Raw genomic sequence first — 23,170 nt, 5'->3', positions numbered from 1 at the left:
TCTCCGGCAGGGTGGAACCTTACGGTTCGGTGACGGAGTGACGGCGTTGTCTCCGCTTCGTAAGCGGATGCTGCGGACACGCGTCGCGCCTGCGGGGGACACTGAGCGGCATGACGGGGTTCACGCAGCGGCTCGGCACTGTGCTCGAGCATCGTGCTGTCGGCATCCGTCGCGCTCTCGACGCGCCGGAGCGCACGCCGCGCTCCGCGGTGGTGCTCGGCAGGGTGGTCGGGGTCGGCTTCGCGGTGTGCTTCCTCACGGGGGTGTACAGCCACCTGCAGCAGCATCCGCTCGACTGGCTGCCGTTGCCCACGCGCCCCGTCGACCTCTACGCGTGGACGCAGGGCCTGCACGTCACGGTGGGAACCGCGCTGCTGCCCCTCGTGCTGGCCAAGCTCTGGGTCGTGTACCCGCGGCTCTTCGCCTGGCCGCCGGTACGGTCGCTCGTCGACGTGGTCGAGCGAGGATCCGTTGCGATCCTGGTATCGGCGAGCCTGCTGCAGCTGGTCATGGGCGTCTTGAACACGTTCCAGTGGTATCCATGGCCCTTCTCGTTCCCGCGCACCCACTGGGGGCTGTCGTGGGTGGTCGTGGGCGCGATCGCCGTCCATCTCGGCATCAAGCTGCCACTCATCGCGCGGCACTGGCGACGCGAGGCGGCGCCGCAGGATCCGACATGACGCCCGCCGACATGGAGCGGCGGGTCTTCCTCGCCGGGGTGGGCGTGTCCGCCACGGCGCTGGTCGCCCTGACAGCGGGCCAGTCGTTCGACGTGCTGGCGCCGCTCAATCTCTTCGCGCCGCGGGTGAAGGGGCAAGGGCCGCAGGCGCTCCCCGTCAACCGCACCGCCGCCCAGGCGGAGGTCTCGGAGCGGGCGCTCGATCCTGCCTGGTCGCTCGAAGTGCGCAGTGCGGGTGACGGGCGACGCGTGTACGGACGCGAGGAGCTGTCACGGATGCCGCAGACCGAGGCCGTGCTGCCGATCGCGTGCGTCGAGGGGTGGAGCACGACGGCCGAGTGGCGGGGAGTACGGCTGAGCGATCTGCTGACGGCTGTCGGCGTCGACCCCGCTCACACGATCCGGCTCGAGAGCCTCCAGCAGCGGGGTGCGTACCGGACGACGACGATGCCCCCGCACTACGCGTGGGACCCGCTCACGCTCGTGGCCCTCGAGGTCAACGGCGCCCCGCTCGACATCGATCACGGCTATCCGGCCCGCATCATCGCGCCCGGGCGCCCTGGCGTCCTGCAGACGAAATGGCTGTCCCGGATCGAGGAGCTGCCGCCGTGAGATTCGCCAGGGTCGCGGTCATCGCCGCGGGGATCGGCCTCGCCGGGTACGGCGTGGTGCTGCTGATCACCGCCCTCTCACCGTCGCTGCTGCTCGCGCTCGCCGTGTGGCTGGCCGCGGTCGTCGTCGTGCACGACGCGATCCTCGCTCCGGCGATGTCGGCGCTGCGTGCACGGTGGTGGCGCGATGCCGGCGACCGCGCGCAGGTGGTGTCGGCGGTCGGTCAGATCGCGTTCGTGACGGGGGCGGTGCTCTCGCTGTTCGTGCTGCCCGAGATCTGGGTGCAGGGGAGAGGGTCGGCGAACCCGACGATCCTCGTCGGCGACTACGCGTTGCGCCTGGTGATCGTGTGGGCCGCGGTAGCGCTCGTCGTGCTCGTCACCTGGAGAATCTGCCGGCGACGCTCCGCGACTGAGCGCGGCTGAGTGGCGGCGCGGCGCTGAGCGGCTGCGCCGTGCTGAGTGGCTGCGTGGAGCTCTGCGCCGGCCGGGCGTACTCCGCGAACGTCCGTCCTCGCGCACTCCACTCGCGCACGAGGACGAGTCCCGCCTCGCGCGACCAGCGCCGGAGCGGTCGCCGACCCAGCTCGGCCCAGGGGAACGGCTCGCCGGCTGCCGTGCCGTCGGCATCGGCGAGCACGCCGTAGAAGCGGCGATCGCGCCGGGAGTCGGTGTGGGTCTCCACGATGACCCGCCCGTCCGGCCGCACGAGGGCCCGACAGCGCACCAGCAGGGCGAGCGGATCGCCCCCGATCCCGATGTTGCCGTCGAGCAGCAGTGCGGTACCCCACGCGCCCTCGGCCGGCAGCGCGTCGAAGACCGAACCGTGCCACACCGGGATGCCGCGGCGCCGGGCGATCCGAGCTGCCGTCGCCGAGACATCCACACCGAGGGCAGACAGTCCCGCCTCGCGCGCCGCGCGCACCATCCGGCCCGGCCCGCACCCGACGTCGAGCACCGGCGCGGGCAGATCGCGGGTGAGCCGCACCTCGACCTCGTCGGCCTCGCCGAGGTAGCGGTCGAGATCGTGCCGGGTGCCGTCGGAGGATGCCGCCTCGCGGAGCAGCAGAGGACCCGTCGGCGTGCGCAGCGCGCGCTCGTAGTGCTCGCCGAAGACGTCGGCCTGCGCCGCGGCGCCGCTCATGCGGTCTCCCGCAGCACTCGTGCCAGATGCCCGTCCGCCAGGAATGGCTCGACGGCGCGCAGCGCGGCGACGTCGTCGATGTCGGTGAGCACGGGCAGCATGCCGACGCGGAGGCCGGCGGCGCGCAGTCGCCGACGCTGCTCGGCGCCGGTATCGCCGCGTGACATCGGTACTCCGCGGACCACATCGCCGTGCGGTTCGCGGAGTGCGAGAGCCCAGTAGCCACCGTCGGACGCCGGGCCCAGCCATGCGTCGACGTCGTCCGGCCAGTCGGTCAGGAGGGCCAGGTCGGAGGGTCGCAGTTGGGGCGTGTCCATGCCGACGAGCAGCGTCGGACCCGTGCAGGCATCGAGGGCCGCAGCGATCCGTTCGTCGAGGCCTCCCGCGGTCTGTGCGTGCACCTCCCACCCCGTCGGCATCAGTGGAGCGGTGTCGCCGTCGAGGCACAGCACGCGCCGGTCGACCGGCAGCGAGGTGACGGTCGCGATCGTGTCGCCGAGGCTCGCCTCGGCGATGCGCGCCGCCTCCTCGAGGGTGAACGGCGGGTGCAGCCGGGTCTTCACGCGGCCGGGACGGCACTCCTTGGCCATCACCACGACGGTGGTCATCGCGCCTCCTCGCGCAGCACCCGCGACATGTCGGCGATCGCCGTCGCCGTCCCGCGCACGGTGCCGGTGACCTTGGATCGCCCGATGCGCGGGCGATAGCTGACGTCGACCTCGGCGATGCGCCACTGCCGGCGTGCGGCGCGGAGCACCATCTCGAGGGGGTAGCCGCTCCGCCGGTCGCGCAGGTCGAGGTCGAGGAGCGCTTCGCGGCGCGCGGCGCGCATCGGCCCCAGATCGTGGAGGCTCGCCGGGGTGAACGCCCGCAGCCGCGCGGCCAGGAAGGCGTTGGCGATGCGCGCGTGCAGCGGCCACGAGTTCCGCTGGGCGCGCCGGCGCCCCAGCACGAGGTCGGCGTCGCCGGCGGTGACGGGCGCGACGACGCGGGCGAGCTCCGCGGAGTCGAACGATCCGTCGGCGTCGCAGAAGGCGACGATCGGCGCCGTGGCGGAGAGCAGCCCGGCATGGGCCGCGGAGCCGAATCCGCGTCGCGACTCGGTGACGACGACGGCGCCGCGTACAGCGGCGATCTCGGCAGATCCGTCGGTCGACCCGTTGTCGACGACGATCGCGCGCATGCCGCTCGGCAGGGCCGCGAGCACGCCCGGCAGCGCCCGCGCCTCGTTGAGACACGGGAAGATGACGTCGACTCCAGCGGCCATGCCCCGACGGTAGGCGCGAGGGCGGCATGCGAGCGCGCTCAAAGGATTACGAAGCGCGGACAACCGGCCCGGAACGGGTGCCTGGCAGCCTCCCACCGAGGTGGGCGGCTTATTCTGGCCACATGTCCACCCCGCGGACGGCACAGCCCCTGGCCGACCTGGCCGATCGGCGCGTGCTGGTCGTCGAGGACGATCCGACTGTGCGCGAGGTCGTCGAGACGTATCTCGAGGCCGCCGGCTTCATCGTCGACGTCGCAACCGACGGCTTCGCGGCGCTCGACGCGATCGCCGAGCGCGCGCCCGACTTGGTCGTGCTCGACCGGATGCTGCCGGGCATCGACGGCGCCGAGGTGTGCCGTCGGATCCGACAGGCGGCTGACATCCCGGTGATCCTCCTCACCGCTCTGGGCGCGCCCGAGGACCGCGTGGGCGGGCTGGAGGCAGGCGCCGACGACTACATCACGAAACCGTTCTCACCGCGGGAGCTGGTGCTGCGGGTGCAGGCGGTGATGCGCCGCAGTCTCACCGAGTTCGCTCCGGAGGCGCCGTTCGACATCGGCCCCTTCCACCTCGATCCGTCGGCGCGTATCGTCGCTCGGGACGGGCAGCCGCTCGCGCTGTCGACCCGTGAGTTCGACCTGTTCTCGTTCCTGCTCAAGCATCCGCGCCGCGTGTTCACACGCGAGGAGCTGCTGCGCGCGGTGTGGGGATGGGAGTTCGGCGATCTGTCCACCGTCACCGTCACGATGCGTCGGCTGCGCGAGAAGATCGAGGACGATCCCGCCCGCCCGCGCCGGTTGCGCACCGTCTGGGGCGTGGGCTACCGCTTCGAGCCCGAGGAGACCGAATGATCCCCCTCGCCGACTTGGCTGCCATCGTCGGCATCGCGCTGCTCTGCGCCGTCGTGGTCGGCGCGCTGGGGCTGATCGCGCTGCGCATCGCCCGCCGATCGCCGCTCTTGGTACAGGTGCTGATCGTGGTGCTGACGGCGATGCTCTCGGTCACGAGCGGCATGATCGCCGTCGCGCAGGCGATGTACCTGTCGCCGCACGACCTGCTCGTGGGCATCTGGGTGTCCGCCAGCGCCACGCTCGTGTCGCTCGGCGGCGCCGTGGTGCTCGGACGCACCTTCACGCGGCAGAGCGCCCGGCTGCAGCGCTACGCCCGCGACATCGGCGACGGCGCACAGGTCGAGCCGCCGGCATCCTTCGATCGATCCGAGCTCGCGACCCTGCAGGGCGAGCTGGCGCGCACCGGACGCCGGCTCGAGGAGGCGCGTGCCGAGGTCGACGCCCTCGACACCTCGCGGCGCGAACTCGTTGCGTGGATCTCGCACGATCTGCGCACTCCGCTCGCCGGACTGCGCGCCATGGCGGAGGCGCTGGAGGACGGGCTGGCAGACGATCCCGAGCGCTTCCACCGTCAGATGCGCACGCAGGTGGACCACCTCTCGGCGCTGGTGGACGAGCTCTTCGAACTGTCGAAGATCCAATCCGGTCGTCTGTCGCTCGCCATGGAGCCGGTGTCCCTGTACGACCTGGTCAGCGACGCCGTCGCCGAGCTGCGGGTGCTGGCCGCCGCCCACAACATCACGATCAAGGAATCGCCCCGTCCCGACCTCGCGGTCGTGGGCGACGCGCGCGAGTTGGCGCGGGTCGTGAGCAACCTCCTCATCAACGCCATCCAGCACTCACCGCCGGGCAGCGTCATCTCCGTCACCACTCGTGGCATGGATGACGGGACCGCGATGCTGTCGGTTGTCGATGCGGGAGGCGGTATCGCGGACGCCGACCTGCCGAAGATCTTCCTCGCCGGGTGGCGGTCGGACGCGTCACGCACGCCCGCTCCGACACCGCAGGCGGGTGGTTCCGGTCTGGGACTGGCGATCGCGCACGGCATCGTCAAGGCGCACGAGGGCGACATCTCGGCCCGCAACGTGCCGGGCGGCTGCCGGTTCGACGTCATCCTGCCGCAGGTGGCAGCCGCCGTCTGACGTCGCCGGCGACTCGGGTTGGACGGGGGTTCCGGGGTGGCGGCGCGTTCGAGGGTCGCGAATGGTGGATTCGGTCGTGCGGAAGCCGCGTGTCGTGACCCCCGACCGAGCGGGTGGATTGTTCAGGAGTCGCGAATGGTGGGTGCGGGCGTGCGCAAGCCGCGTATCATGACCCCCGAACGATCGGGAGGGTCAGTCGGGCGGCGCTGGATACCGCAGGCCGCTGCCCCAGCCGATCTCCCAGCCGGCGCTGTCGTCGAAGTAGTCCGCGAACGAGACCGGCAGCGCGTGCTCCGGTTCGACCGCCGCGAGCAGGCCCGCGAACCATGCGGCGTACTCGGTTGCGTCGTGCGTCGCAGCGAGGCGGGGGAGAGCCCGCAGGATGAGCTCGGCGACATCGCCCGGCGTCGACATCGCGTCGACGGTGCCACCGGCGAACTCGGTCTCGGCGCCCGACGTGTAGTGGATCGTCGCGTCCGGGTCGGCGGCATCCGTCAGCACGATCCGGTGGTACATGCCGGAGGGGGCGAGGCCCGGCGACACTCGGAGCCGGTGGAAGCCCCGTCGGTGCAGTTCACGCACGCCCTGCAGGATGCGCACCGAGGTCGTCATGAGCAGCGCCGACGCGATCTCGTGATGCGCGGACTCATCGTGCGCGACGAGCCGCACCTCGTCCACGGCGGGGTGCGCGGCGGCGATCGCGTCGATGGCGGTGGTGATGGCGGCGCGTCGAGGCCACGCGTAGATGCCGGCGCTGATGAGCGGGAAGGAGACGCTTCGCGCGCCCACCTCGGCGGCGACCGCGAGCGAGCGGCGGTAGCAGGACTCCAGGAGTCCGCGATCGCGCTGCCCGGCGCCGAAGTTCGGACCCACCGTGTGCACGACCCAGCGTGCCGGCAGGGCGCCGGCGGTGGTCCAGCCGGCGTCCCCGGTGCCGAGCCCGTCCGGGAAGCGGGCGATGCAGTCCCGCAGGATCTCGGGTCCGCCGGCCCGGTGGATCGCTCCGTCGACGCCGCCACCGCCGCGCATGGCGTTGTTCGCGGCATTGACGACGGCATCCGTCGTCTGGGCGGTGATGTCTCCATGGACGGCGACGAGCGTGGTCATGGCTCCATCATGCGTCAGCGGCCCGGACGCTCTGCCCTGCTGCCCAGATCAGGCGATTCGGCGCATACCGGAGGTCTCGGCGCCGGCCATCCTGTGTCCGCCGGATCACCTGTTCCCGGCAAGCGACGATGTCAGCCTCCCGACGGCGTCAGTCGGGTCGAGCCTCGGCCGCGGCCCGGGCGGCGGCCGGCAGCGCGTCGATGATCCGTGCCACCGCGGCGTCGTCGTGGGCGGACGAGACGAACCACGCCTCGAACACCGACGGCGGCAGCGAGACGCCCTGCGCGAGCATGGCGCGGAAGAACGGCGCGTAGCGGTACGCCTCCTGCGCCTTCACGGTGTCGTAGTCGACGGGCGGCGTCGCCGCGAACTGGATCGAGAACAGGTTGCCCGAGCGCTGCACCACGTGCGTCACGCCGGCTTCGGAGAGGGCGGATGCCGCGGCATCCGCGATCGTCGTCGCAGCGGCGTCGATGCGGGCGTAAGCGTCCGCGTCGAGGTGGTCGAGGGTGGCGCGGCCGGCCGCGACGGCGAGCGGATTGCCGCTCAGCGTGCCGGCCTGGTACACCGGCCCGAGCGGGGCGAGCAGCTCCATGAGCGCCGCGGAGCCGCCGAGTGCGGCGAGCGGCAGCCCGCCGCCGACGACCTTGCCGAACGTGATGAGGTCGGGGGTGAAGGGCACGGGGTCGATGCCGTACCAGCCGGCGGGTCCCACGCGGAAGCCGGTCAGCACCTCGTCGAGGATCAGCAGCGCGCCGTGCGCGTGGGCGATGTCGGCGAGGGCGGCGTTGAAGCCGTGCGCCGGCGGCACGATGCCCATGTTCGCGGGTGCGGCCTCGACGATCACAGCGGCGATGTCGTCCCCGCGGGCGGCGAACACCTCGCGCACCGCGTCGAGCTCGTTGTAGCGGATCACGAGCGTCTGCGCGGCGATGGGGGCGGGAACGCCCGCCGAGCCCGGCATCGCCAACGTGGCGACGCCCGATCCGGCCTCGGCCAGGAGGCCGTCGGAGTGGCCGTGGTAGTGCCCCGCGAACTTCACGATCAGGTCGCGCCCGGTCGCGCCGCGCGCGAGGCGGATCGCGGTCATCGTCGCCTCGGTGCCGGTCGACACCAGGCGCACGCGCTCGATCGGGCGCATACCGGTCGAGCGAGCGAAATGAGACGAAGCGTCGTGAACCGGCGAGTTCGCGTCGGTTCGGCGCGTTTCGTCTCGCTCGTTCCTCGCTCGCTCAACGACCGGGGGGTTGGAGGGGCGCGTTTCGTCTGGCTCGTTCCTCGCTCGCTCAACGACCGGGGGGTTGGTGGGGCGCGTTTCGTCTCGCTCGTTCCTCGCTCGCTCAACGACCGGGGGGTTGGTGGGGCGCGTTTCGTCTCGCTCGTTCCTCGCTCGCTTAACGACCGGGGAGGGGCGGGTGACGCGGCCGGCGATGAGCTCGGCCAGCTCGGTCTCGCTCGGTGTGCTCGCGCCGAAGCCGAGGCCGTGGGCCGCGGCATCCTGCACCGCCTTCACGACGGCGGGATGCGCGTGCCCGAGGATCGCCGGACCCCACGAGCCGACGAGATCGACGTACTCGCGGCCCTCGACGTCGGTCACATACGGACCCGACGCCGACACGAAGAAGCGGGGGGTCTCGTGCACGGAGCCGAACGCGCGCACCGGCGAGTTCACCCCGCCGGGCATGGCACCGCGGGCGCGGGCGAATTCCTGTGCGTTGGTCGTCATCGGATCCACTCCGCGAGTTCGAGAGCCCAGTAGGTGAGCACGGCGTCGGCACCGGCGCGGCGGATGCCGATCACCGACTCCTCGATCGCACGCCGCCGGTCGATCCAGCCGTTCGCCGCGGCGGCCTCGATCATCGCGTACTCGCCCGACACCTGGTACGCCCAGACGGGGACGGGGCTCGTGGCCGCGGCATCCGACAGCACGTCGAGGTAGCTCATCGCGGGCTTGACCATCACGATGTCGGCGCCCTCGGCGAGGTCGAGGTCGAGCTCGCGCGCGCCCTCGCGGCGGTTCGCGGGGTCCTGCTGGTACGTGCGGCGGTCGCCCTCGAGCGACGACTGCACCGCCTCGCGGAAGGGGCCGTAGAAGGCGGAGGCGTACTTGGCGGCGTAGCCCAGGATCGGGGTGTTCGCATGGCCGGCGTCATCGAGCGCATCGCGCACGGCGGCGACCTGGCCGTCCATCATGCCCGAGAGGCCCAGCAGCTGCGAGCCCGCCTCGGCCTGCGCCACGCCCATGTCGCGGTAGCGCTCGAGCGTGGCGTCGTTGTCGACGTAGCCGTTCCCATCGAGCACGCCGCAGTGGCCGTGGTCCGTGAACTCGTCGAGGCAGAGGTCGGTCTGCACGACGAGCGCGTCGCCGGCCTCGGCGGCCGCGATGCGGGTGGCGACGTTCAGGATGCCGTCGGGATCGGTCGCACCGGAGCCCGTGGCGTCCTTGTGCTCGGGCACGCCGAACAGCATGATGCCGCCGATGCCGGCGGTCGCGGCATCCGTCACCGCCTTCTTCAGGCTCTCGGTCGTGTGCTGCACGACCCCCGGCATCGAGGAGATCGGCACAGGCTCGGCAGCGCCTTCGCGCACGAACATCGGGAGGATCAGCTCGGCCGGGTGCAGCCGCGTCTCGGCGACGAGCCGCCGCATCGCCGGGGTGGAGCGCAGGCGGCGGGGGCGGTCAGTCGGGGCGTACGTCACGGGCGTTCTCCCGTCAGGCCGGCGGCGCCGGCGTCGAGCAGTTCACGGGCGACGGATGCCGCGACCTCCCGCGGCGGGTCGCCCTCGTCCTCGGGCCACGTGGTGGCATGGGAGGAGGTCAGGGCGGTGGCGCCGTCGAGGCTGTACACGCGTGCCGACAGCAGCAGGAGTCCCGCGTCGACGACGGCGCGCGCGCCGACGGGCGCGGAGCATCCGGCCTCGAGCAGAGCGAGGACTTCGCGCTCGGCCTCCACCGCAGCACGGGTCTCGGCGTGGTCGAGCGCGCTGACGAGGTCCTCCTCGCCGCGGCGCACCTCGATCGCTAGGGCGCCCTGGCCGGGGGCGGTCGGCCAGGAGTCGGCGTCGAGGTAGTCGGTCACGACCTCGGTGCGGCCGATGCGGCGCAGGCCCGCGGCGGCGAGGATGACGGCATCCAGCTCTCCGCCGGCCACTTTGCCGAGGCGGGTGTCGACGTTGCCGCGGATGTCGACGACCTCGAGATCGGGACGTCGCGCGCGCAGCTGGGCCATGCGCCGGGGCGAGCCGGTGCCCACCCGTGCGCCGGCGGGGAGCGTGGCGAGGGTGAGCCCGTCGCGCGCGCAGAGGGCGTCGCGGGGGTCTTCCCGTGCCGGGATCGCGGCGACGACGAGCTGGTCGTGCCGTGCGGTCGGGAGGTCCTTGAGCGAGTGCACGATGACGTCGCACTGCCCGGCCAGCAGCGCGTCGCGCAGCGCTCCGGTGAAGAGCCCCGTGCCGCCGGCGCGGGAGAGCGGCTCGTTCGAGCGGTCGCCGTCGGTGGTGATCGTGACGAGCTCGGTGGTGACGCCCGTCGCGTCGGCCAGGTCGTCCGCGACCATGCCCGTCTGCGCGAGCGCGAGCGTGCTGCCGCGGGTGCCGATGCGCAGGGTGGTCACGAGAGCACCTCGGAGATCTCGTCGAGTCCGATGCGGCGGCCGGTGTAGAACGGCACCTCCTCGCGCACGTGGCGGCGCGCCTCGGTCTGACGGAGGTCACGCATGAGGTCGACCAGCTCGACGAGCTCGGGAGCCTCGAGCGCGAGGATCCACTCGTAGTCGCCGAGGGCGAACGACGCCACGGTGTTGCTCAGCACGCTGCGGTGCGCCGCACCCTTGCGGCCGTGGTCGGCGAGCATCTGGCGGCGCTCCTCGTCGGGCAGGATGTACCAGTCGTACGAGCGCACGAACGGGTACACGGTGAGCCACGTCTCGGGGTCCTTGTCGCGCATGAATGCGGGCAGGTGGCTGGCGGTGAACTCGGCGTCGCGGTGCACGCCCATCGCGTTCCACACCGGCACGAGCGAGGCGAGCGGTTCGGCGCGGCGCAGCGTCCGCAGGGCGGACTGCAGGACCTCGGGCGCGACACCGATGCCGGTGAGCCAGATCATGAGGTCGGCGTCGGCGCGCAGGCCCGAGACGTCGTAGAACCCGCGGACGGTGACTCCGGATGCCTCGACCTCGGCGACCGCGGCCGTCAGATCGCCGGCCGGCGCAGGGCGCTGGGGATCGCGTCGGAACACAGCCCACATGGTGTAGCCGAGGGTTTCCGTGGGGGGGCTCGCCGAGACATCGGTCATGCTCCTATCCTTTCACTCCTCGCGCGGAGCGTTTCCGGTGGCGCCGTTCCCGGCATCCGCCGTCTGCCGTGAGCCCGCGCGCCGCGTGTCACGAGATCAGGTGATGCGGCGGGTGCAGGACGTTTCGCTGCGAATCGTCCTGCACCCGTGAGATCACCTGATCCGGTGACGGCGCGGGCGGGGCGGCGGGGGGCTCAACGGGCGAGCAGGCCGGCGGCGGGCTCAGCGGGCGGGCGGGGCGGCGGCGGGCTCCGCAGGCCGGCGGGGGGCTCAGCGGGCGAGCAGGCTGGCGGCGGTGCGCTCGGCATGGGCGATGAGGCCGGCGAGGCCCGACCCGGCGACGGTCTCGCCGACGACGGTCAGCCCGGCGGGCGCAGTCGCGGCGGCGGGCCGCACCCACGAGACGTGTGCGGCGTCGACGACCACCGGCAGCGGCACGCCGAGGAGCGTCTCGGCGTCGGCGCGCGCGGCGGCGACGGGATCGGCGGGGGTGGCGTCGTACGACAGACGGAGCACGTGGCGGCCGGCGGCGGCGTCCCGCAGCCACGCCCACTTCGCTGTGGCGTGGGTCAGGGCGCGCGCGCCCACCGGTGCTCCTGCGGCGACGAGCAGCCCGGTGCCGCGGGGTGCGGCATCCAGTTCGTCCTGCTCCACGACGAGAGTCACGAGGTCGATGCGTCGCCCTGGGGCGGCGGGCGCCGCGAGGCTGGGCGCCGCGACGACCACCGTTCCGTCGAGCGTCGCGAGGTCGTCGACGGGGGTGCGGAGGCGGATGTCGCCGCCGAGGCGCGCGAGATCCTCGGCGAGTGCCGGCACGACGCGGTTGACACCCCCGCGGATGCCGGCGACCGCCGCGCCCGGGGGAGCGGCGGCGCGCAGCTGCGCGACGGCGCCGCCGAGCGATCCGGCGCTCGTGAGGGCGTCGGGGAGCCCGGGATGCGCGCGGGTGACGGGCAGCTCGTCGGGATGCTGCGAGTGCACGCCGTGCACCACGGGTGCCACGAGCAGGTCGAGCATGTCGTCGCCGTAGCGCTCGCGGACGAGGGCGCCGAGTGTCGACGGCACCGTTCCCAGCGGGCGAGCGTCGAGCCCGACTGCCCGCTCCGCGGCGGGTCTGCCGATCACGCGCACCACGTCGTCGGCGAGGGGGTCGGACGGGATGCCGAGCAGCGCGGTCGCCGGCAGCGGCACTGCGTCGCCGATCGCGGGCTGGAGCCACGCCGGTCCCGGCGCGGGAGCCACGATGTCGTCGGCGAGGCCGAGCTCCGCCAGTAGGGCCGCGACGGCCCCGCCGCGGACGGCGAAGCTCTCGGCGCCGGCATCCAACGCGATCCCGCCGACGTCGTGCCGCGCCACCGTTCCGCCGAGGCGATCGGATGCCTCGAACAGGGTGACCGCCGCGCCCGACGCCGCGAGCCGGCGGGCGACGACCAGGCCCGCGACGCCGCCGCCGACGACCGAGAAGCGCCCGGCGGAGGAGGGCTCAGCCATGCGCGTGGACGAACTCCACGATGCGCGTCAGTACGGTCGGGTCGGTGTCGGGCGGGACGCCGTGGCCGAGGTTCAGCACGTGGGCACGGGCCGCACGGCCGCGCTCCAGCACATCGACGATGTGGGCCTCGAGCACCGGCCAGGGGGCGCGCAGCAACGCCGGGTCGATGTTGCCCTGCACCGACACGTCGGGGCCGACGCGTCGGACGGCCTCGTCGAGCGGCAGGCGCCAGTCGACGCCGATCGTGTCCACGCCGACGTCGCGCATCGCGGCGAGCAGCTCGCCGGTGCCGACGCCGAAGTGCACGAGCGGCACGCCCAGCTCACGCACCGGCTCCAGGGCGCGTGCCGAGAAGGGCGCGACGTGACGGGTGTAATCGGAGAGGCTGAGGGAGCCCGCCCACGAGTCGAAGAGCTGCCCGGCGGACGCACCCGCCTCGATCTGCGCGGCGAGGAACGCGCCGGTGATCTCGGCGCACCACGTCAGCAGCGCCGACCAGGTCTCTGGGTCGGAGTGCATGAGCGCGCGGGTCTTGAGCTGCTCCTTCGACGGTCCGCCCTCGACGAGGTACGACGCCAGCGTGTAGGGGGCGCCCGCGAAGCCGATGAGCGGCGTCGAGCCCAGTTCCGCGACGGTGAGGGCGACCGCTTCACGGATGGGCGCGAGCGCTTCGGGGTCCAGTGGAGGCAGGGCCGCGACATCCGCCGCCGTCCTCACCGGGTTCGCGAGAACTGGACCGCGCCCGGCGACGATGCGCACGTCGACGCCCGACAGGCGCACCGGGATCACGATGTCGCTGAAGAAGATGCCCGCGTCGACGCCGTGACGGCGCACGGGCTGCAGCGTGATCTCGCTGGCGAGCTCGGGGTTCAGACAGGCGTCGAGCATGTCGGTGCCCACCCGCAGCTCGCGGTATTCGGGCAGGGAGCGCCCCGCCTGGCGCATGAACCACACCGGCGTCCTGGTCGGCCGCTCACCGCGATACGCACGTATCAGCGGAGCGGGATCGTTTCTCTGAAGAACGGAAGGGTGAGAGTCATGCAAAGACACACGTTAAGATTAGGTCTGTGCTCCTCTGTCTGACCGCGAACCATCGGAACGCGAGCCTCGACATCTTGGAGCGTCTCTCTGTGGGAGCGCCCACGGCGACGCGCGCTCTCGTGGATGACGAGCTCTTCGTCTCCGGCGCGGTCGTGCTCGCGACGTGCAACCGGTTCGAGGCATATCTCGACATCGACGAGCCGCTCACCGGCGGCGAGGCCGTCGCGGTGGAGTCGGTCGTCGAGGCGATGGCCGAGGCGTCCGGCGTCTCCGTCGACCTGCTGCGTGCGTCTGTCGCGGTGCACCAGGGAGCGGATGCTGCCGCCCACCTGTTCGCCGTCACCAGCGGCCTCGAGTCGATGGTCGTCGGTGAGGACGAGATCTCGGGCCAGGTGCGCCGCGCCCTCGACGCCGCGCGCGCCGACGGCATGACGAGCAGTGAGCTGGAGCGCCTGTTCCAGAAGGCGACCCACACGAGCCGCGGCGTGCGCAACCGCACGCAGTTGCGTGGCGCGCACCGTTCGCTCGTACGCCTCGCCCTCGAGCTCGCCTCCAGCCGCGTCTCCGACTGGGCCGCCGCCCGCGTTGTGCTCGTCGGCACGGGACGCTACGCCGCCCGCACCGTCGACGCACTGCGCGCCCGCGGCGCCGGCGACATCCACGTCTTCTCCCCGTCGGGTCGTGCGCAGGCGTTCGCGACGCAGCACGGGCTCATCCCGGTGTCGGACTTCGCCGCCGCCGCCGCCGAGGCGAACGTCGTCATCACCTGCACCGCCGACGCCGTGGTGCACGCCGATGCCTTCGTGCCCGGACACCGGCTGCTCGTGATCGACCTCGGTCTTCCGCGCAATGTCGACCCCGCCGTGGGCGCCGTCGAGGCGGTCGAGCTGCTGGACCTCGAGACCATCCGCCTGCACGCGCCGCTGCAGGAGTTCAGCGCGCACGCCGACGCGCGGGCGATCGTCGGGGATGCGGCGACCGAGTTCCACGCCGACCGCCTTGCCGGGCCGGCGATCACGACCCTGCGCACAGAGGTGCTGGGCATCGTCGAGCAGGAGATCGCCCGCGCGCGCGCACGCGGCGCCGGCGACGACACCGAGGCTGCGTTGCGCCACCTCGCCGGGGTGCTGCTGCACCGTCCGTCGGTCCGCATCCGCGAACTCGCGGTCGAGGGCCGCCTCGACGAGGTCACCGCGGCGCTCGAGACCCTCCACGGACTCGCGGTCGACGACGACAGCGGTCAGGCCGACGGCCAGGCCTGGTCGGCATCGGCCTGATCCGCCGTTCCGGTTGACCCTCACGCTGTGTCAGGGTCGAGCATGGGCTCCACCATGTACACCATCGGAGAGTTCGCCGCCTTCGGGCGCGTGAGCGTGCGGATGCTGCGGCACTATGACGCGATCGGGCTGCTTCAGCCCGCGCGGGTCGACGACCGCAGCGGCTACCGGTATTACGAGACGGGGCAGCTCCGCGACCTGCTGCGCATCGTCGAGCTGCGTCAGCTGGGCTGCGGGCTGGACGACATCGCAGTCGTGCTCGGGGCCGACGACGAGCGGGGGGCGCTGCTCCCGCTCCTCGTCCGCCGCGGCGCCGAGCTCGAGGCATCCGTCGCCGTCGACACCGCACGGATCGCCCTGATCGGCGAGCGCCTCCGCGCTTTGGAAGGAGACGTGGACGCCATGTCCGCACCCATCGAATACCGCCCCATCGACCCTGTCACCGTCTACGCCGTCGAGGGGCGCGCGCCGGGCGCGGGCCCCGAGAACGTGTCGCCGGTCATCGACCCGCTGCTGGGGTGCCTGACCGCTGCCCTCCGTGCCGCGGGTCGCGATCTGATCGAGCCCGGCATCTTCTGGTACGAAGACGTCGAGGGCTCGGAGGAGCTCGGCGTGCACGTCTCGTTCACCGCCGACGACGTGCCGCAGCCGGGGGAGGGCTACGACGTCGTGGAGCTCCCCGCCGTGCCGCTCGCCGCGGTCGTCACGCACCGCGGAGACATGCCCAGCATCGGCGAGTCGTACAGTCTCTTGATGACCGGCCTCATCGACGACGGCTACCGCATGGTCGGCCCGTGCCGCGAGGTCTATCTCGTCGCCGAGCCCGATATCCCTCAGTCGGACTGGATCACCGAACTGCAGGTTCCCGTAGAGAGGGATTGACGCAAACGTCGCGCTGCCGGGCACCATCTTCGCGACGACCGAACGCCGGCGAGCGCGCGACGGCCCCGTCGCCGTGAGTGCAGCCATGACCGCCCCACGGTGACCGCTGAGCGGATGCTGCGTCCGCGCGCTGCAGGGACGCACCGGCGCCGCCGCGAACGACCTGGTCGACCTGCCGCAGACGCTCGCATCGATCATCGGCGCCGGTCTGCTCGTCGTCGTCGGGCGAACGTCGGTGTCCTTTCGGCGTGAACCAGAACGACACACACGAGTTCGGGGGCAGCTCGTCGATGACCGGGAGTCGTCGCGGATGGCTGTCATGCCCGAAGCGGCCGAGCGGGATCCATTGTCACTCCCGCGCATGGACCGCCGTCCGAGGCCCCTGTCGCGCCGAAGTCCGACTCAAATGATCGTTGCGTGAATCGAAACTATGTTCTAAACTGGAGTCGTGACTCACCCTCCGTTGTCAGCACCCCGCATAGTGGCGGCGCGCTGGGAGGACGACGTCGACGACTTCATCCCTCCGGTGCCGGACGCTGTGGACCTGGTGCTGGAGACCGCGACCATGCTGTCGGTTTTCGCCGCGGAGCGACTTCGCCGGATCGAGGCGCTGCGTCGCGAAGAACTCGCGCTCATCGTCGGTCTTGGTAGCGGTGCGATCGACGTGGCGGAGCGCTCCATCCGACTCGAGCTGTCGGCCGCCATGCGCATCACCGAGTACGCGGCGGGTCGTCTGCTTCTGCAGGCCGATGCCCTGGTGAACCGCTACTCCGGCGCGTTGGATGCTCTCGGCCAGGCGCGGATCACGGAGAAGCACGCTGAGATCCTCGTCGACCTCCTGGACCAGGTGATGCCGGAGCTGCGTGCCGACATCGTGGACCGCGCGGTGGCGTTGGCCGAGGCAGAACCGGTCGGGACGTTCCGGCGTCGTCTGCGCGATCTGATCGCGCGGGTCGAGACCAAGACGCTCGAGGAGCGATACGCGTCAGCGGTCGCCGGTCGGTGTATCGCGGTCGAAGCCGGCACTGACGGTATGGGCCTTCTGCTCCTGCACGCGCCTCTCGTGGAGCTGCAGGCGATCGACGGCCGGGTCACGGCGATGGCGAAAGTGATCAAGACCACCGAGGGTGAGACGCGCACGCTGGACCAGATCCGCGCCGATGTGGTCTCCGACCTGCTCATCGACGGTACGACGACGCACCTTCCTGGCGCGGCGTCCGGTATCCGGGCGTCGGTGGTCGTGACGGTTCCGGCGCTGTCGCTTCTGGACGACAACGCGGGTGCGGCGGGAGACGCTCCGGTCGTCGAGGGCGTCGGACCGATCCCGCTCTCGCGCGCCCGCGAGCTGTGCGGCGGCGATGCGAAGTGGATGCGGGTGCTCACGCATCCGGAGACCGGCATGGTCCTCTCGGTGGGGCGTGCACAGTATTCGCCGCCACCGGCCCTGCGAAAGCTGGTGAAGTGGCGAGCCGATCGATGCATGGGACCGGGATGCGGCATGCCCGCCTCGCGATGCGAGGTCGACCACCAGATGGCATGGAGTCGCGACGACGGCGAAACGAGCCTCGACAACCTCGCGCCACTCTGCAAAGGCCATCACACCGTGAAGCATCACGGCGGCTGGGACGTGCAGCAGATCGATGGCAGCGGCGGGGCTGTCGAGTGGACCTCGCCCACCGGGCGGCGGTACGTCGTGGCGCCGGAGCGCAGGGTGCCCACCTTCACCGTCGCGGGCGGCGGACGTGAGCTCGCCGGCCATCCAGCGAGCGCCCACGGCGCGCCGTTCTGACCCCGAGCATGAGCTTCCGGTTCGGAGCGGCACGGCCTGGTCGGCCAAGCGGTTCGCCGATGGGGTTCGATGCGAATCGGGCCTCGCCCGTTTCGTCGTCCATCGGTCGGGGTCCACGCCCATCGGTCCTAACCGGCGTTCGGCGTCTCGGTGGTTGCCGGCGCTTCGACGACCATCGGTCCTTCCGGCGTCTCGCCGGGTCAGGCGAGCTCGTGGAGGAGGAAGGCGCCGAGGAACCCGATCGTCGCCCAGAGGCCCGTGAGCGCGTGCTGCTCGTCGAACGCCTCGGGAATCATCGTGTTGCAGACCATGGCCAGCAGGCCGCCGGCGGCGATCGTGGTGATCAGCGCGATGAGATCCGGGGACGCTGACTGGAACAGCATATAACCGGAAACCGATGCGACGACCGTCACCAGGGCGATCCCGAGCCACAGCAGCGCGACGAAACGGCCGTGACGGCCGCCGCGCTTCAGAGCCGCCGTCGACCCCAGGCCCTCGGGAATGTTGCTGATCGCGATCGCCGCGACGATGGGGATGCTGATCCCGCCCTGCAGAACCGACAACCCCATCACGATCGACTCCGGGATGCCGTCGATCAAGGCGCCGATGGCGATCACGACGCCCGCGCTGCCCGCGGCCCCGGCAGCGCGCCGCGCCACGATGTTCGCGGGCAGCTCGCTCAGGGATGCACCGCGCGAGGGCGCAGGGCTCACCGCGGGCGCGGCGGTCGCTCGCGCGCCGGTCGTCGCGTTGGCCGCTGTCGCGTCGGCTGTCGCGTCGCCCGCTGTCGCGTCGGCTGTCGCGTCGCCCCCTGTCGCGTCGTTCGTCTGCGGACGGCCTGCGGCACCGCCCTCTCCCGGAGAACCCGGCTTGTGCTTCCGGGGGCGGGAGACCAGCTGATCCGCGACGATGTAGAGGATCGCGCCGCCGAGGAATCCGACGGTCGTCGGGACCAGCCCGCCGTCGTCGGCGGCCTCCTCGACGAGTTCGAACGCGAGCGTCGAGATGAGCACCCCCGCGCCGAGCGCCATGATGCCTGCGACGAGGCGTTGCGGGATGTCGACGAACCAGGCGACCGCAGCACCGACGAGAAGCGTCCCACCCGCGATAAGACCGCTCAGCGCTGCAAGCCATACGCCATCCATGGCGCCAACCTAGTCACCGCGATCGTCGAACGAGCGAGGCGCGACGAACGCACGCCACGCGCTCGCCCAGCCGAAGAACGGAGAAGCAAAGAACCCCGGACCGACTCAGACGGTCGCGGCCTCCCGGGCTCGCAGGTCCTTGCGGAGGATCTTGCCGGAGCTCGACTTGGGGATCGCCTCGATGAACTCGACGCGACGGATCTTCTTGTGCGGGGCCACCTGCTCCGCGACGAACGCCATGACCTCGTCCTCGGTGAGCCCCGAGTCGGGCGCGGGCACGATGAAGGCCTTGGGAATCTCCTGCTTGTCCTCGTCCAGCACGCCGATGACCGCGGCATCCATCACCTTCGGGTGACTGAGAAGCAGTGCCTCGAGCTCGGCCGGGGCGATCTGGTAGCCCTTGTACTTGATGAGCTCCTTCACCCGATCGACGATCGAGAAGTATCCGCCGTCGTGGTACACCGCGATGTCGCCGGTGTGGAGGTAGCCGTCGGCATCGAGCGTCTCGGCCGTCGCCTCGGGCTGGTTGAGGTAGCCGAGCATCACGTTCGGTCCCTTGACCCAGAGCTCGCCGGGCTTCGTCACGCCGTCGGCGCCGACCTCGGTGATCTCCTCACCCGTCTCGGTGTCGATGAGCTTGTTGAGCGTGTTCGGCAGCATCACGCCGACCGAGCTCACCGGGATGTCGTAGCGATCGGTGGGCATCGCGTGCGAGACCGGGCTCAGCTCGCTCATGCCATACCCCTGCATCATGCGGGAGTTGATGCGACGACCCGCGGTCTCGGCTGTCTCGCCATCCAAGGGAGCGGCCCCCGAGAACACCGTGTGCACGCTCGAGATGTCGAACTGGTCGACGATCGGATGCTTGGCCAGCGCCACCGCGATCGGCGGCGCGATGTACAGGTAGGTGCACTGGAACTTCTGAATGTTCGTGAGGAACTCGACGAGGTCGAACTTCGGCATCGTCACGAGACTCGCCCGCTGACGCAGCGCGAGGTTGAGCAGCACCGTCATGCCATAGATGTGGAAGAACGGCAGCACCGCCAGCACGCGGTCGTTCTCACTGAGGTCGAGCGCCACGCGGCACTGCGCGACGTTCGCGACGAGGTTGCGATGCGAGAGCATCACGCCCTTCGGGATGCCGGTCGTGCCCGACGAGTAGGGCAGCACGGCGACATGCGTTGCGGGGTCGAACGACACCTCGGGAGCCGGCGCCCCCTCGGAGAGCAGTTGACGCAGGTTCGGGTGCCCCGCGGCGCCGTCGAGCACGATGACGCGCTCGTGCGGGATGCCGACCGCCTCGGCGGCGGTCGCGGCCTGGGGGAGCAGCGGGCTGACGGTGATGAGCCACGTCGCCCCGGCATCCCTCAGCTGCTTCTCGATCTCGCCCGCCGTATAGAGCGAGTTCACGGTCGTCACGGTCGCACCCGCACGCAGGATGCCGTGGAAGACCGTCGCGAACGCCGGGACGTTCGGGCACAACAGGCCGACGACCGTGTGGACCTCGACGCCACGGGCCGCGAGGGCGCCCGCGAACAGGTCGATCTGCCCGCGCAGAGCGCCGTACGTGGTCTCGGCGCCGGTGGCCGGATCGATGAGCGCGACGCGCCCCAGATCCTCGTCCGTCAGGCTCGCGAAGAGGTAGTCGTAGATGCTGAGCTCGGGGATCTCGACATCAGGTTGGGGGCTGGTGAACACCGGATCTCCTTTGATCGGGCGGCGTGAGTCGCCGTGGACGGGCCAGGGCCGCGCCGTGCGACCATCATGCCACCCCGACCGCGGATTCTGGGACGCGATTCCGCGAGGTGTGGAACGCAGTGTCAGCCCAGTCCACCCGGCCGCGCCGCAGCGGGCAGGGTGGAGCCGGTGTCAACGGGCGAGAGCGGGTTGACGGCCACCCGCGGCGAGCCGCTCGGCGGCCAGACCCTCGGCCGCCTCGAGCGGCGTGACCCCGCGAGATTCTGCTTCGTCGAAGATCCGGCGCACGGTGTCGCCGATCTGCCCGACACGCTCCATGATCTCGGTGCGGGTGCCGAGATGCTTCGCCTCGAGATCGAGGTAGATCACACCACCGGCGTTGACCACGAAGTCGGGGGCGTACAGGATGCCGCGACCGGCCAGTCGCCCCGCGCCGCTGTGATCGGCGAGCGGATTGTTCGCGGGTCCGCACACGGCCTTCGCGTCGAGCGCGTCGATGACCTCATCCGTGAGCAGGCCGCCGATGCCGGCCGGCACGAACACATCGGCGGGCACGAGGTGCTCCTCGCCCGGGCTGACCCAGTCGGCACCCAGCTCGGCCGCCAGATCGCGTTTCGCGGGGTTGACGTCGGTCACCGTGAGGCGCGCGCCCTCGGCCGACAGGCGCACGGCGAGACGGCTGCCCACCTGTCCGAGACCCGAGATGGTGATGCGGCGACCCTCGATGTCGGCGGTTCCGGCGACGCGCTCGAGCGTCGCGCGGAGGGACTCGTAGACGCCGAGGCTCGTGGGCCCGGCGGGCTCGCCCGAACCGCCCACCGCGTCGGGCAGTCCGACGACGTGCTCGGTGCGCTCGCTGACGACGAGCATGTCGTCGGTCGTCGAGCCCACGTCCTCGGCGGTGCGGTAGAGGCCGTGCAGCGATTCGACCGCGTCGCCGAGGTCGAGGAAGGCGGCGCGACGCCGGTCGGCGTCGAGGGTCGTGCCGGGCGGCAGGGCTATGACGGACTTGCCGCCACCCGCGTCGAGGCCGGCCGCGGCGTTCTTGAGCGTCATGGCGGCCGACAGCCGCAGCGCGTCGCCGAGCGCGTCGCTCCAGTGCGGATACGTCCACAGGCGTGCGCCGCCGAGAGCCGAGCCGAGCACGGACGAGTGCAGGGCGACGGTGATGAACAGGCCGCTGCGCCGTCCGGTGATCACCTCCACCCGCTCGTGTGCGAAATCGGGGAGGGGCAGTGTGGGCACAGTGTGCGTCATCGCGATACTTCCTTCGGCGGGCCTCGTGGGCAGTGCGCTGCGGACGCCGCGGCGTTGCGGTATCCACCCTCATTGGACACCGATTCGTCGGATTGTTCAAGCCTGCCGGCGGCGGGTGGGCAGAATGCGCGGTCGATTCGCAGCATGCTGCGCAGGTGTCAGCAGAGTGCGCGCCGTCGATAGCATCGATGGATGCCAGACGCCTACACCCACGGTCACCACGAGAGCGTCTTGCGGTCGCACCGCTGGCGCACCGCCGAGAACTCCGCCGCCTACCTGCTGCCGCACCTGCGGCCCGGCGTCTCGGTGCTCGACGTGGGGAGCGGACCGGGCTCGATCACTGCGGACCTCGCGACCATCGTGGCGCCCGGACGCGTCGTCGGGACGGATGCCTCGACCGACGTCGTCGCACAGGCGGCCGCCGATCACACGGCTCCCGGCCTGTCGTTCGAGGTGGGCGACGCCTACGCCCTGCCGTATGAGGACGGCGAATTCGACGTCGTGCACGCCCATCAGGTGCTGCAGCATGTCGACCGGCCGGTCGACATGCTGCGCGAGCTCGGCCGCGTCGCCGGACCGGACGGACTCGTGGCCGCGCGCGACGTCGACTACGAGGGCGTGATCTGGTATCCGCTCATCCCGGCGCTCGACGAATGGCTCGCGCTCTACCTCACGACCCATCGCAGCGTCGCCGGTGAGCCCGCCGCCGGTCGCCGCCTCAAGGCGTGGGCGCGCGAGGCCGGTCTCACCGACATCCGCGTCACCGCGTCGCTGTGGCTGTTCGAGGACGCGTTCGACCGCGCCTGGTGGGGCGGGATGTGGGCCGACCGCGTGCTGCAGTCCGCGTTCGCCGACTCGGCCCGGGCGACGGGCGCCGACGACGCGCAGCTGCAGCGCATCTCGGCGGGTTGGCGGGAGTGGGCCGCGGCGGACGACGGCTGGCTGCTGATGCCGCACGGCGAGATCCTCGCCCGCGGGCCGCGTCGTTAGGCTGATCCGATGACGACGCCCGCCTCGCTTCCCGCCCGCAGCCGTCTCGTCCACGATGCGATCCGTGCCGTCGGCATCACCGGTGATATCGTCGTGCTCCCGGATGCCGCATCCACCGCTGCGCTGGCGGCCGCGGCACTCGGAGTCGAGGTCGGCGCGATCGCCAACAGCCTGGTCTTCTCCTGCGACAGCGCCCCGCTCCTTGTCATGACCAGCGGCGCGCACCGGGTCGACACCGCAGCGCTCGCCGAGCGCCTCGGTCTCGGGAAGATCCAGCGCGCGACGCCCGAGCAGGTGCGCGAGGCCACCGGCCAGGCGATCGGCGGTGTCGCCCCCACGGGGCATCCGTCGGCGCTGCGCACCATCGTCGACGAGGACCTCGCCGGGTACCCCGAGATCTGGGCCGCCGGGGGCACTCCTCACACCGTCTTCCCGATGACGTACGACGAGCTCGTGCGCCTCACGGACGGCACCGTCGCCAAGGTCGACTGAGCGCCCGCCGGC

At 71.7% G+C, this 23,170-nt stretch carries 23 protein-coding genes; 10 read left to right on the top strand and 13 right to left on the bottom strand.

The genetic code is table 11. The annotated features are described in order from the left end of the window. The first annotated feature begins 110 nt into the window (after positions 1-110). Genes MRBLWS13_RS05845 through MRBLWS13_RS05835 form a run of 3 tightly spaced genes read left to right on the top strand, consistent with a single transcriptional unit; the run spans position 111 to position 1,716 of the window. The gene (locus tag MRBLWS13_RS05845; RefSeq protein ID WP_349428084.1) at positions 111-680 is read left to right on the top strand and encodes a hypothetical protein; all 570 of its coding nucleotides are present in this window, start codon (positions 111-113) and stop codon (positions 678-680) included. Continuing rightward, a complete protein-coding gene (locus tag MRBLWS13_RS05840) occupies positions 677-1,291 on the top strand; it encodes a molybdopterin-dependent oxidoreductase (protein WP_349428083.1) in 615 nt (204 codons plus the stop codon). The genes MRBLWS13_RS05845 and MRBLWS13_RS05840 overlap by 4 nt, the downstream gene beginning before the upstream one ends. Then, positions 1,288-1,716 carry a hypothetical protein gene (locus MRBLWS13_RS05835; protein ID WP_349428082.1) on the top strand — a complete coding sequence of 143 codons (429 nt, stop codon included), beginning with the start codon at positions 1,288-1,290 and terminating at the stop codon, positions 1,714-1,716. The genes MRBLWS13_RS05840 and MRBLWS13_RS05835 overlap by 4 nt, the downstream gene beginning before the upstream one ends. On the opposite strand, the gene MRBLWS13_RS05830 is transcribed toward MRBLWS13_RS05835, so the two are convergent. The 3 genes from MRBLWS13_RS05830 to MRBLWS13_RS05820 are packed head-to-tail and all read right to left on the bottom strand — an operon-like array spanning position 1,670 to position 3,701. Further along, the gene (locus MRBLWS13_RS05830) at positions 1,670-2,434 is read right to left on the bottom strand and encodes a methyltransferase domain-containing protein (protein WP_349428081.1); all 765 of its coding nucleotides are present in this window, start codon (positions 2,432-2,434) and stop codon (positions 1,670-1,672) included. The genes MRBLWS13_RS05835 and MRBLWS13_RS05830 overlap by 47 nt on opposite strands. Continuing rightward, complete coding sequence (locus tag MRBLWS13_RS05825) at positions 2,431-3,042, bottom strand: DUF2064 domain-containing protein (protein WP_349428080.1); 612 nt, start codon at positions 3,040-3,042, stop codon at positions 2,431-2,433. Before MRBLWS13_RS05825 ends, MRBLWS13_RS05830 begins: the two co-directional genes overlap by 4 nt. Next, positions 3,039-3,701: a glycosyltransferase family 2 protein gene (locus MRBLWS13_RS05820; RefSeq protein ID WP_349428079.1), complete on the bottom strand. Its 663-nt coding sequence runs from the start codon at positions 3,699-3,701 to the stop codon at positions 3,039-3,041. Before MRBLWS13_RS05820 ends, MRBLWS13_RS05825 begins: the two co-directional genes overlap by 4 nt. Before the next feature lie 122 nt (positions 3,702-3,823). Between MRBLWS13_RS05820 and MRBLWS13_RS05815 the strand changes: the two genes are divergently transcribed. Both MRBLWS13_RS05815 and MRBLWS13_RS05810 read left to right on the top strand, forming a co-directional pair. Next, positions 3,824-4,552 carry a response regulator transcription factor gene (locus MRBLWS13_RS05815; RefSeq protein ID WP_349428078.1) on the top strand — a complete coding sequence of 243 codons (729 nt, stop codon included), beginning with the start codon at positions 3,824-3,826 and terminating at the stop codon, positions 4,550-4,552. Further along, positions 4,549-5,694, top strand: a complete 1,146-nt coding sequence (locus MRBLWS13_RS05810; protein ID WP_349428077.1) for a HAMP domain-containing sensor histidine kinase — start codon at positions 4,549-4,551, stop codon at positions 5,692-5,694. Before MRBLWS13_RS05815 ends, MRBLWS13_RS05810 begins: the two co-directional genes overlap by 4 nt. Before the next feature lie 192 nt (positions 5,695-5,886). Here the strand turns inward: MRBLWS13_RS05810 and MRBLWS13_RS05805 are convergent, their stop codons facing one another. From MRBLWS13_RS05805 to hemE, 7 genes are all read right to left on the bottom strand, one after another. Next, a complete protein-coding gene (locus MRBLWS13_RS05805; protein WP_349428076.1) occupies positions 5,887-6,801 on the bottom strand; it encodes a macro domain-containing protein in 915 nt (304 codons plus the stop codon). A 148-nt stretch (positions 6,802-6,949) separates the two neighbouring features. Further along, positions 6,950-8,527 (bottom strand): glutamate-1-semialdehyde 2,1-aminomutase, encoded by a 1,578-nt coding sequence (locus MRBLWS13_RS05800; protein WP_349428075.1) that lies wholly within the window; start codon positions 8,525-8,527, stop codon positions 6,950-6,952. Beyond that, a complete protein-coding gene (gene hemB / locus MRBLWS13_RS05795; protein ID WP_349428996.1) occupies positions 8,524-9,450 on the bottom strand; it encodes a porphobilinogen synthase in 927 nt (308 codons plus the stop codon). The genes MRBLWS13_RS05800 and hemB overlap by 4 nt, the downstream gene beginning before the upstream one ends. A 47-nt stretch (positions 9,451-9,497) precedes the next feature. Beyond that, complete coding sequence (gene hemC / locus MRBLWS13_RS05790; RefSeq protein ID WP_349428074.1) at positions 9,498-10,415, bottom strand: hydroxymethylbilane synthase; 918 nt, start codon at positions 10,413-10,415, stop codon at positions 9,498-9,500. Beyond that, the gene (hemQ, locus tag MRBLWS13_RS05785) at positions 10,412-11,095 is read right to left on the bottom strand and encodes a hydrogen peroxide-dependent heme synthase (protein ID WP_349428073.1); all 684 of its coding nucleotides are present in this window, start codon (positions 11,093-11,095) and stop codon (positions 10,412-10,414) included. Before hemQ ends, hemC begins: the two co-directional genes overlap by 4 nt. A gap of 270 nt (positions 11,096-11,365) precedes the next feature. After that, complete coding sequence (locus tag MRBLWS13_RS05780) at positions 11,366-12,586, bottom strand: FAD-dependent oxidoreductase (RefSeq protein ID WP_349428072.1); 1,221 nt, start codon at positions 12,584-12,586, stop codon at positions 11,366-11,368. Continuing rightward, complete coding sequence (hemE, locus tag MRBLWS13_RS05775; protein WP_349428071.1) at positions 12,579-13,637, bottom strand: uroporphyrinogen decarboxylase; 1,059 nt, start codon at positions 13,635-13,637, stop codon at positions 12,579-12,581. Before hemE ends, MRBLWS13_RS05780 begins: the two co-directional genes overlap by 8 nt. A gap of 17 nt (positions 13,638-13,654) precedes the next feature. On the opposite strand from hemE, the gene MRBLWS13_RS05770 reads away from it, so the two are divergent. The 3 genes from MRBLWS13_RS05770 to MRBLWS13_RS05760 all read left to right on the top strand — a co-directional run bounded on the left by MRBLWS13_RS05770 (position 13,655) and on the right by MRBLWS13_RS05760 (position 17,576). Then, entirely contained in the window at positions 13,655-14,905 is a 1,251-nt protein-coding gene (locus MRBLWS13_RS05770) for a glutamyl-tRNA reductase (RefSeq protein ID WP_349428070.1), read from the top strand. A 42-nt stretch (positions 14,906-14,947) separates the two neighbouring features. Beyond that, a complete protein-coding gene (locus tag MRBLWS13_RS05765) occupies positions 14,948-15,787 on the top strand; it encodes a MerR family transcriptional regulator (RefSeq protein ID WP_349428069.1) in 840 nt (279 codons plus the stop codon). A gap of 448 nt (positions 15,788-16,235) precedes the next feature. Continuing rightward, on the top strand, positions 16,236-17,576 hold the full coding sequence (locus MRBLWS13_RS05760; protein ID WP_349428068.1) for a DUF222 domain-containing protein: 1,341 nt from the start codon (positions 16,236-16,238) through the stop codon (positions 17,574-17,576). Between the two features lie 200 nt (positions 17,577-17,776). On the opposite strand, the gene MRBLWS13_RS05755 is transcribed toward MRBLWS13_RS05760, so the two are convergent. The 3 genes from MRBLWS13_RS05755 to MRBLWS13_RS05745 all read right to left on the bottom strand — a co-directional run bounded on the left by MRBLWS13_RS05755 (position 17,777) and on the right by MRBLWS13_RS05745 (position 21,676). After that, positions 17,777-18,721, bottom strand: coding sequence for a ZIP family metal transporter (locus MRBLWS13_RS05755; RefSeq protein ID WP_349428067.1), 945 nt, complete (start codon positions 18,719-18,721; stop codon positions 17,777-17,779). 105 nt (positions 18,722-18,826) lie between these two features. Further along, a complete protein-coding gene (locus tag MRBLWS13_RS05750; protein ID WP_349428066.1) occupies positions 18,827-20,419 on the bottom strand; it encodes an AMP-binding protein in 1,593 nt (530 codons plus the stop codon). 171 nt (positions 20,420-20,590) lie between these two features. Beyond that, the gene (locus MRBLWS13_RS05745) at positions 20,591-21,676 is read right to left on the bottom strand and encodes a Glu/Leu/Phe/Val dehydrogenase dimerization domain-containing protein (RefSeq protein ID WP_349428065.1); all 1,086 of its coding nucleotides are present in this window, start codon (positions 21,674-21,676) and stop codon (positions 20,591-20,593) included. A 192-nt stretch (positions 21,677-21,868) separates the two neighbouring features. Here MRBLWS13_RS05745 and MRBLWS13_RS05740 point away from each other — a divergent pair, with 192 nt between their 5' ends. After that, the gene (locus MRBLWS13_RS05740) at positions 21,869-22,666 is read left to right on the top strand and encodes a methyltransferase domain-containing protein (RefSeq protein ID WP_349428064.1); all 798 of its coding nucleotides are present in this window, start codon (positions 21,869-21,871) and stop codon (positions 22,664-22,666) included. A gap of 9 nt (positions 22,667-22,675) precedes the next feature. Then, entirely contained in the window at positions 22,676-23,158 is a 483-nt protein-coding gene (locus MRBLWS13_RS05735; protein ID WP_349428063.1) for a YbaK/EbsC family protein, read from the top strand. Positions 23,159-23,170 lie beyond the last annotated feature (12 nt).

Source organism: Microbacterium sp. LWS13-1.2 (genome assembly GCF_040144835.1).
Lineage (GTDB): Bacteria > Actinomycetota > Actinomycetes > Actinomycetales > Microbacteriaceae > Microbacterium.
Note: the sequence above shows the minus strand (reverse complement) of the source record. Positions and strands in the feature narration are given on the sequence as shown.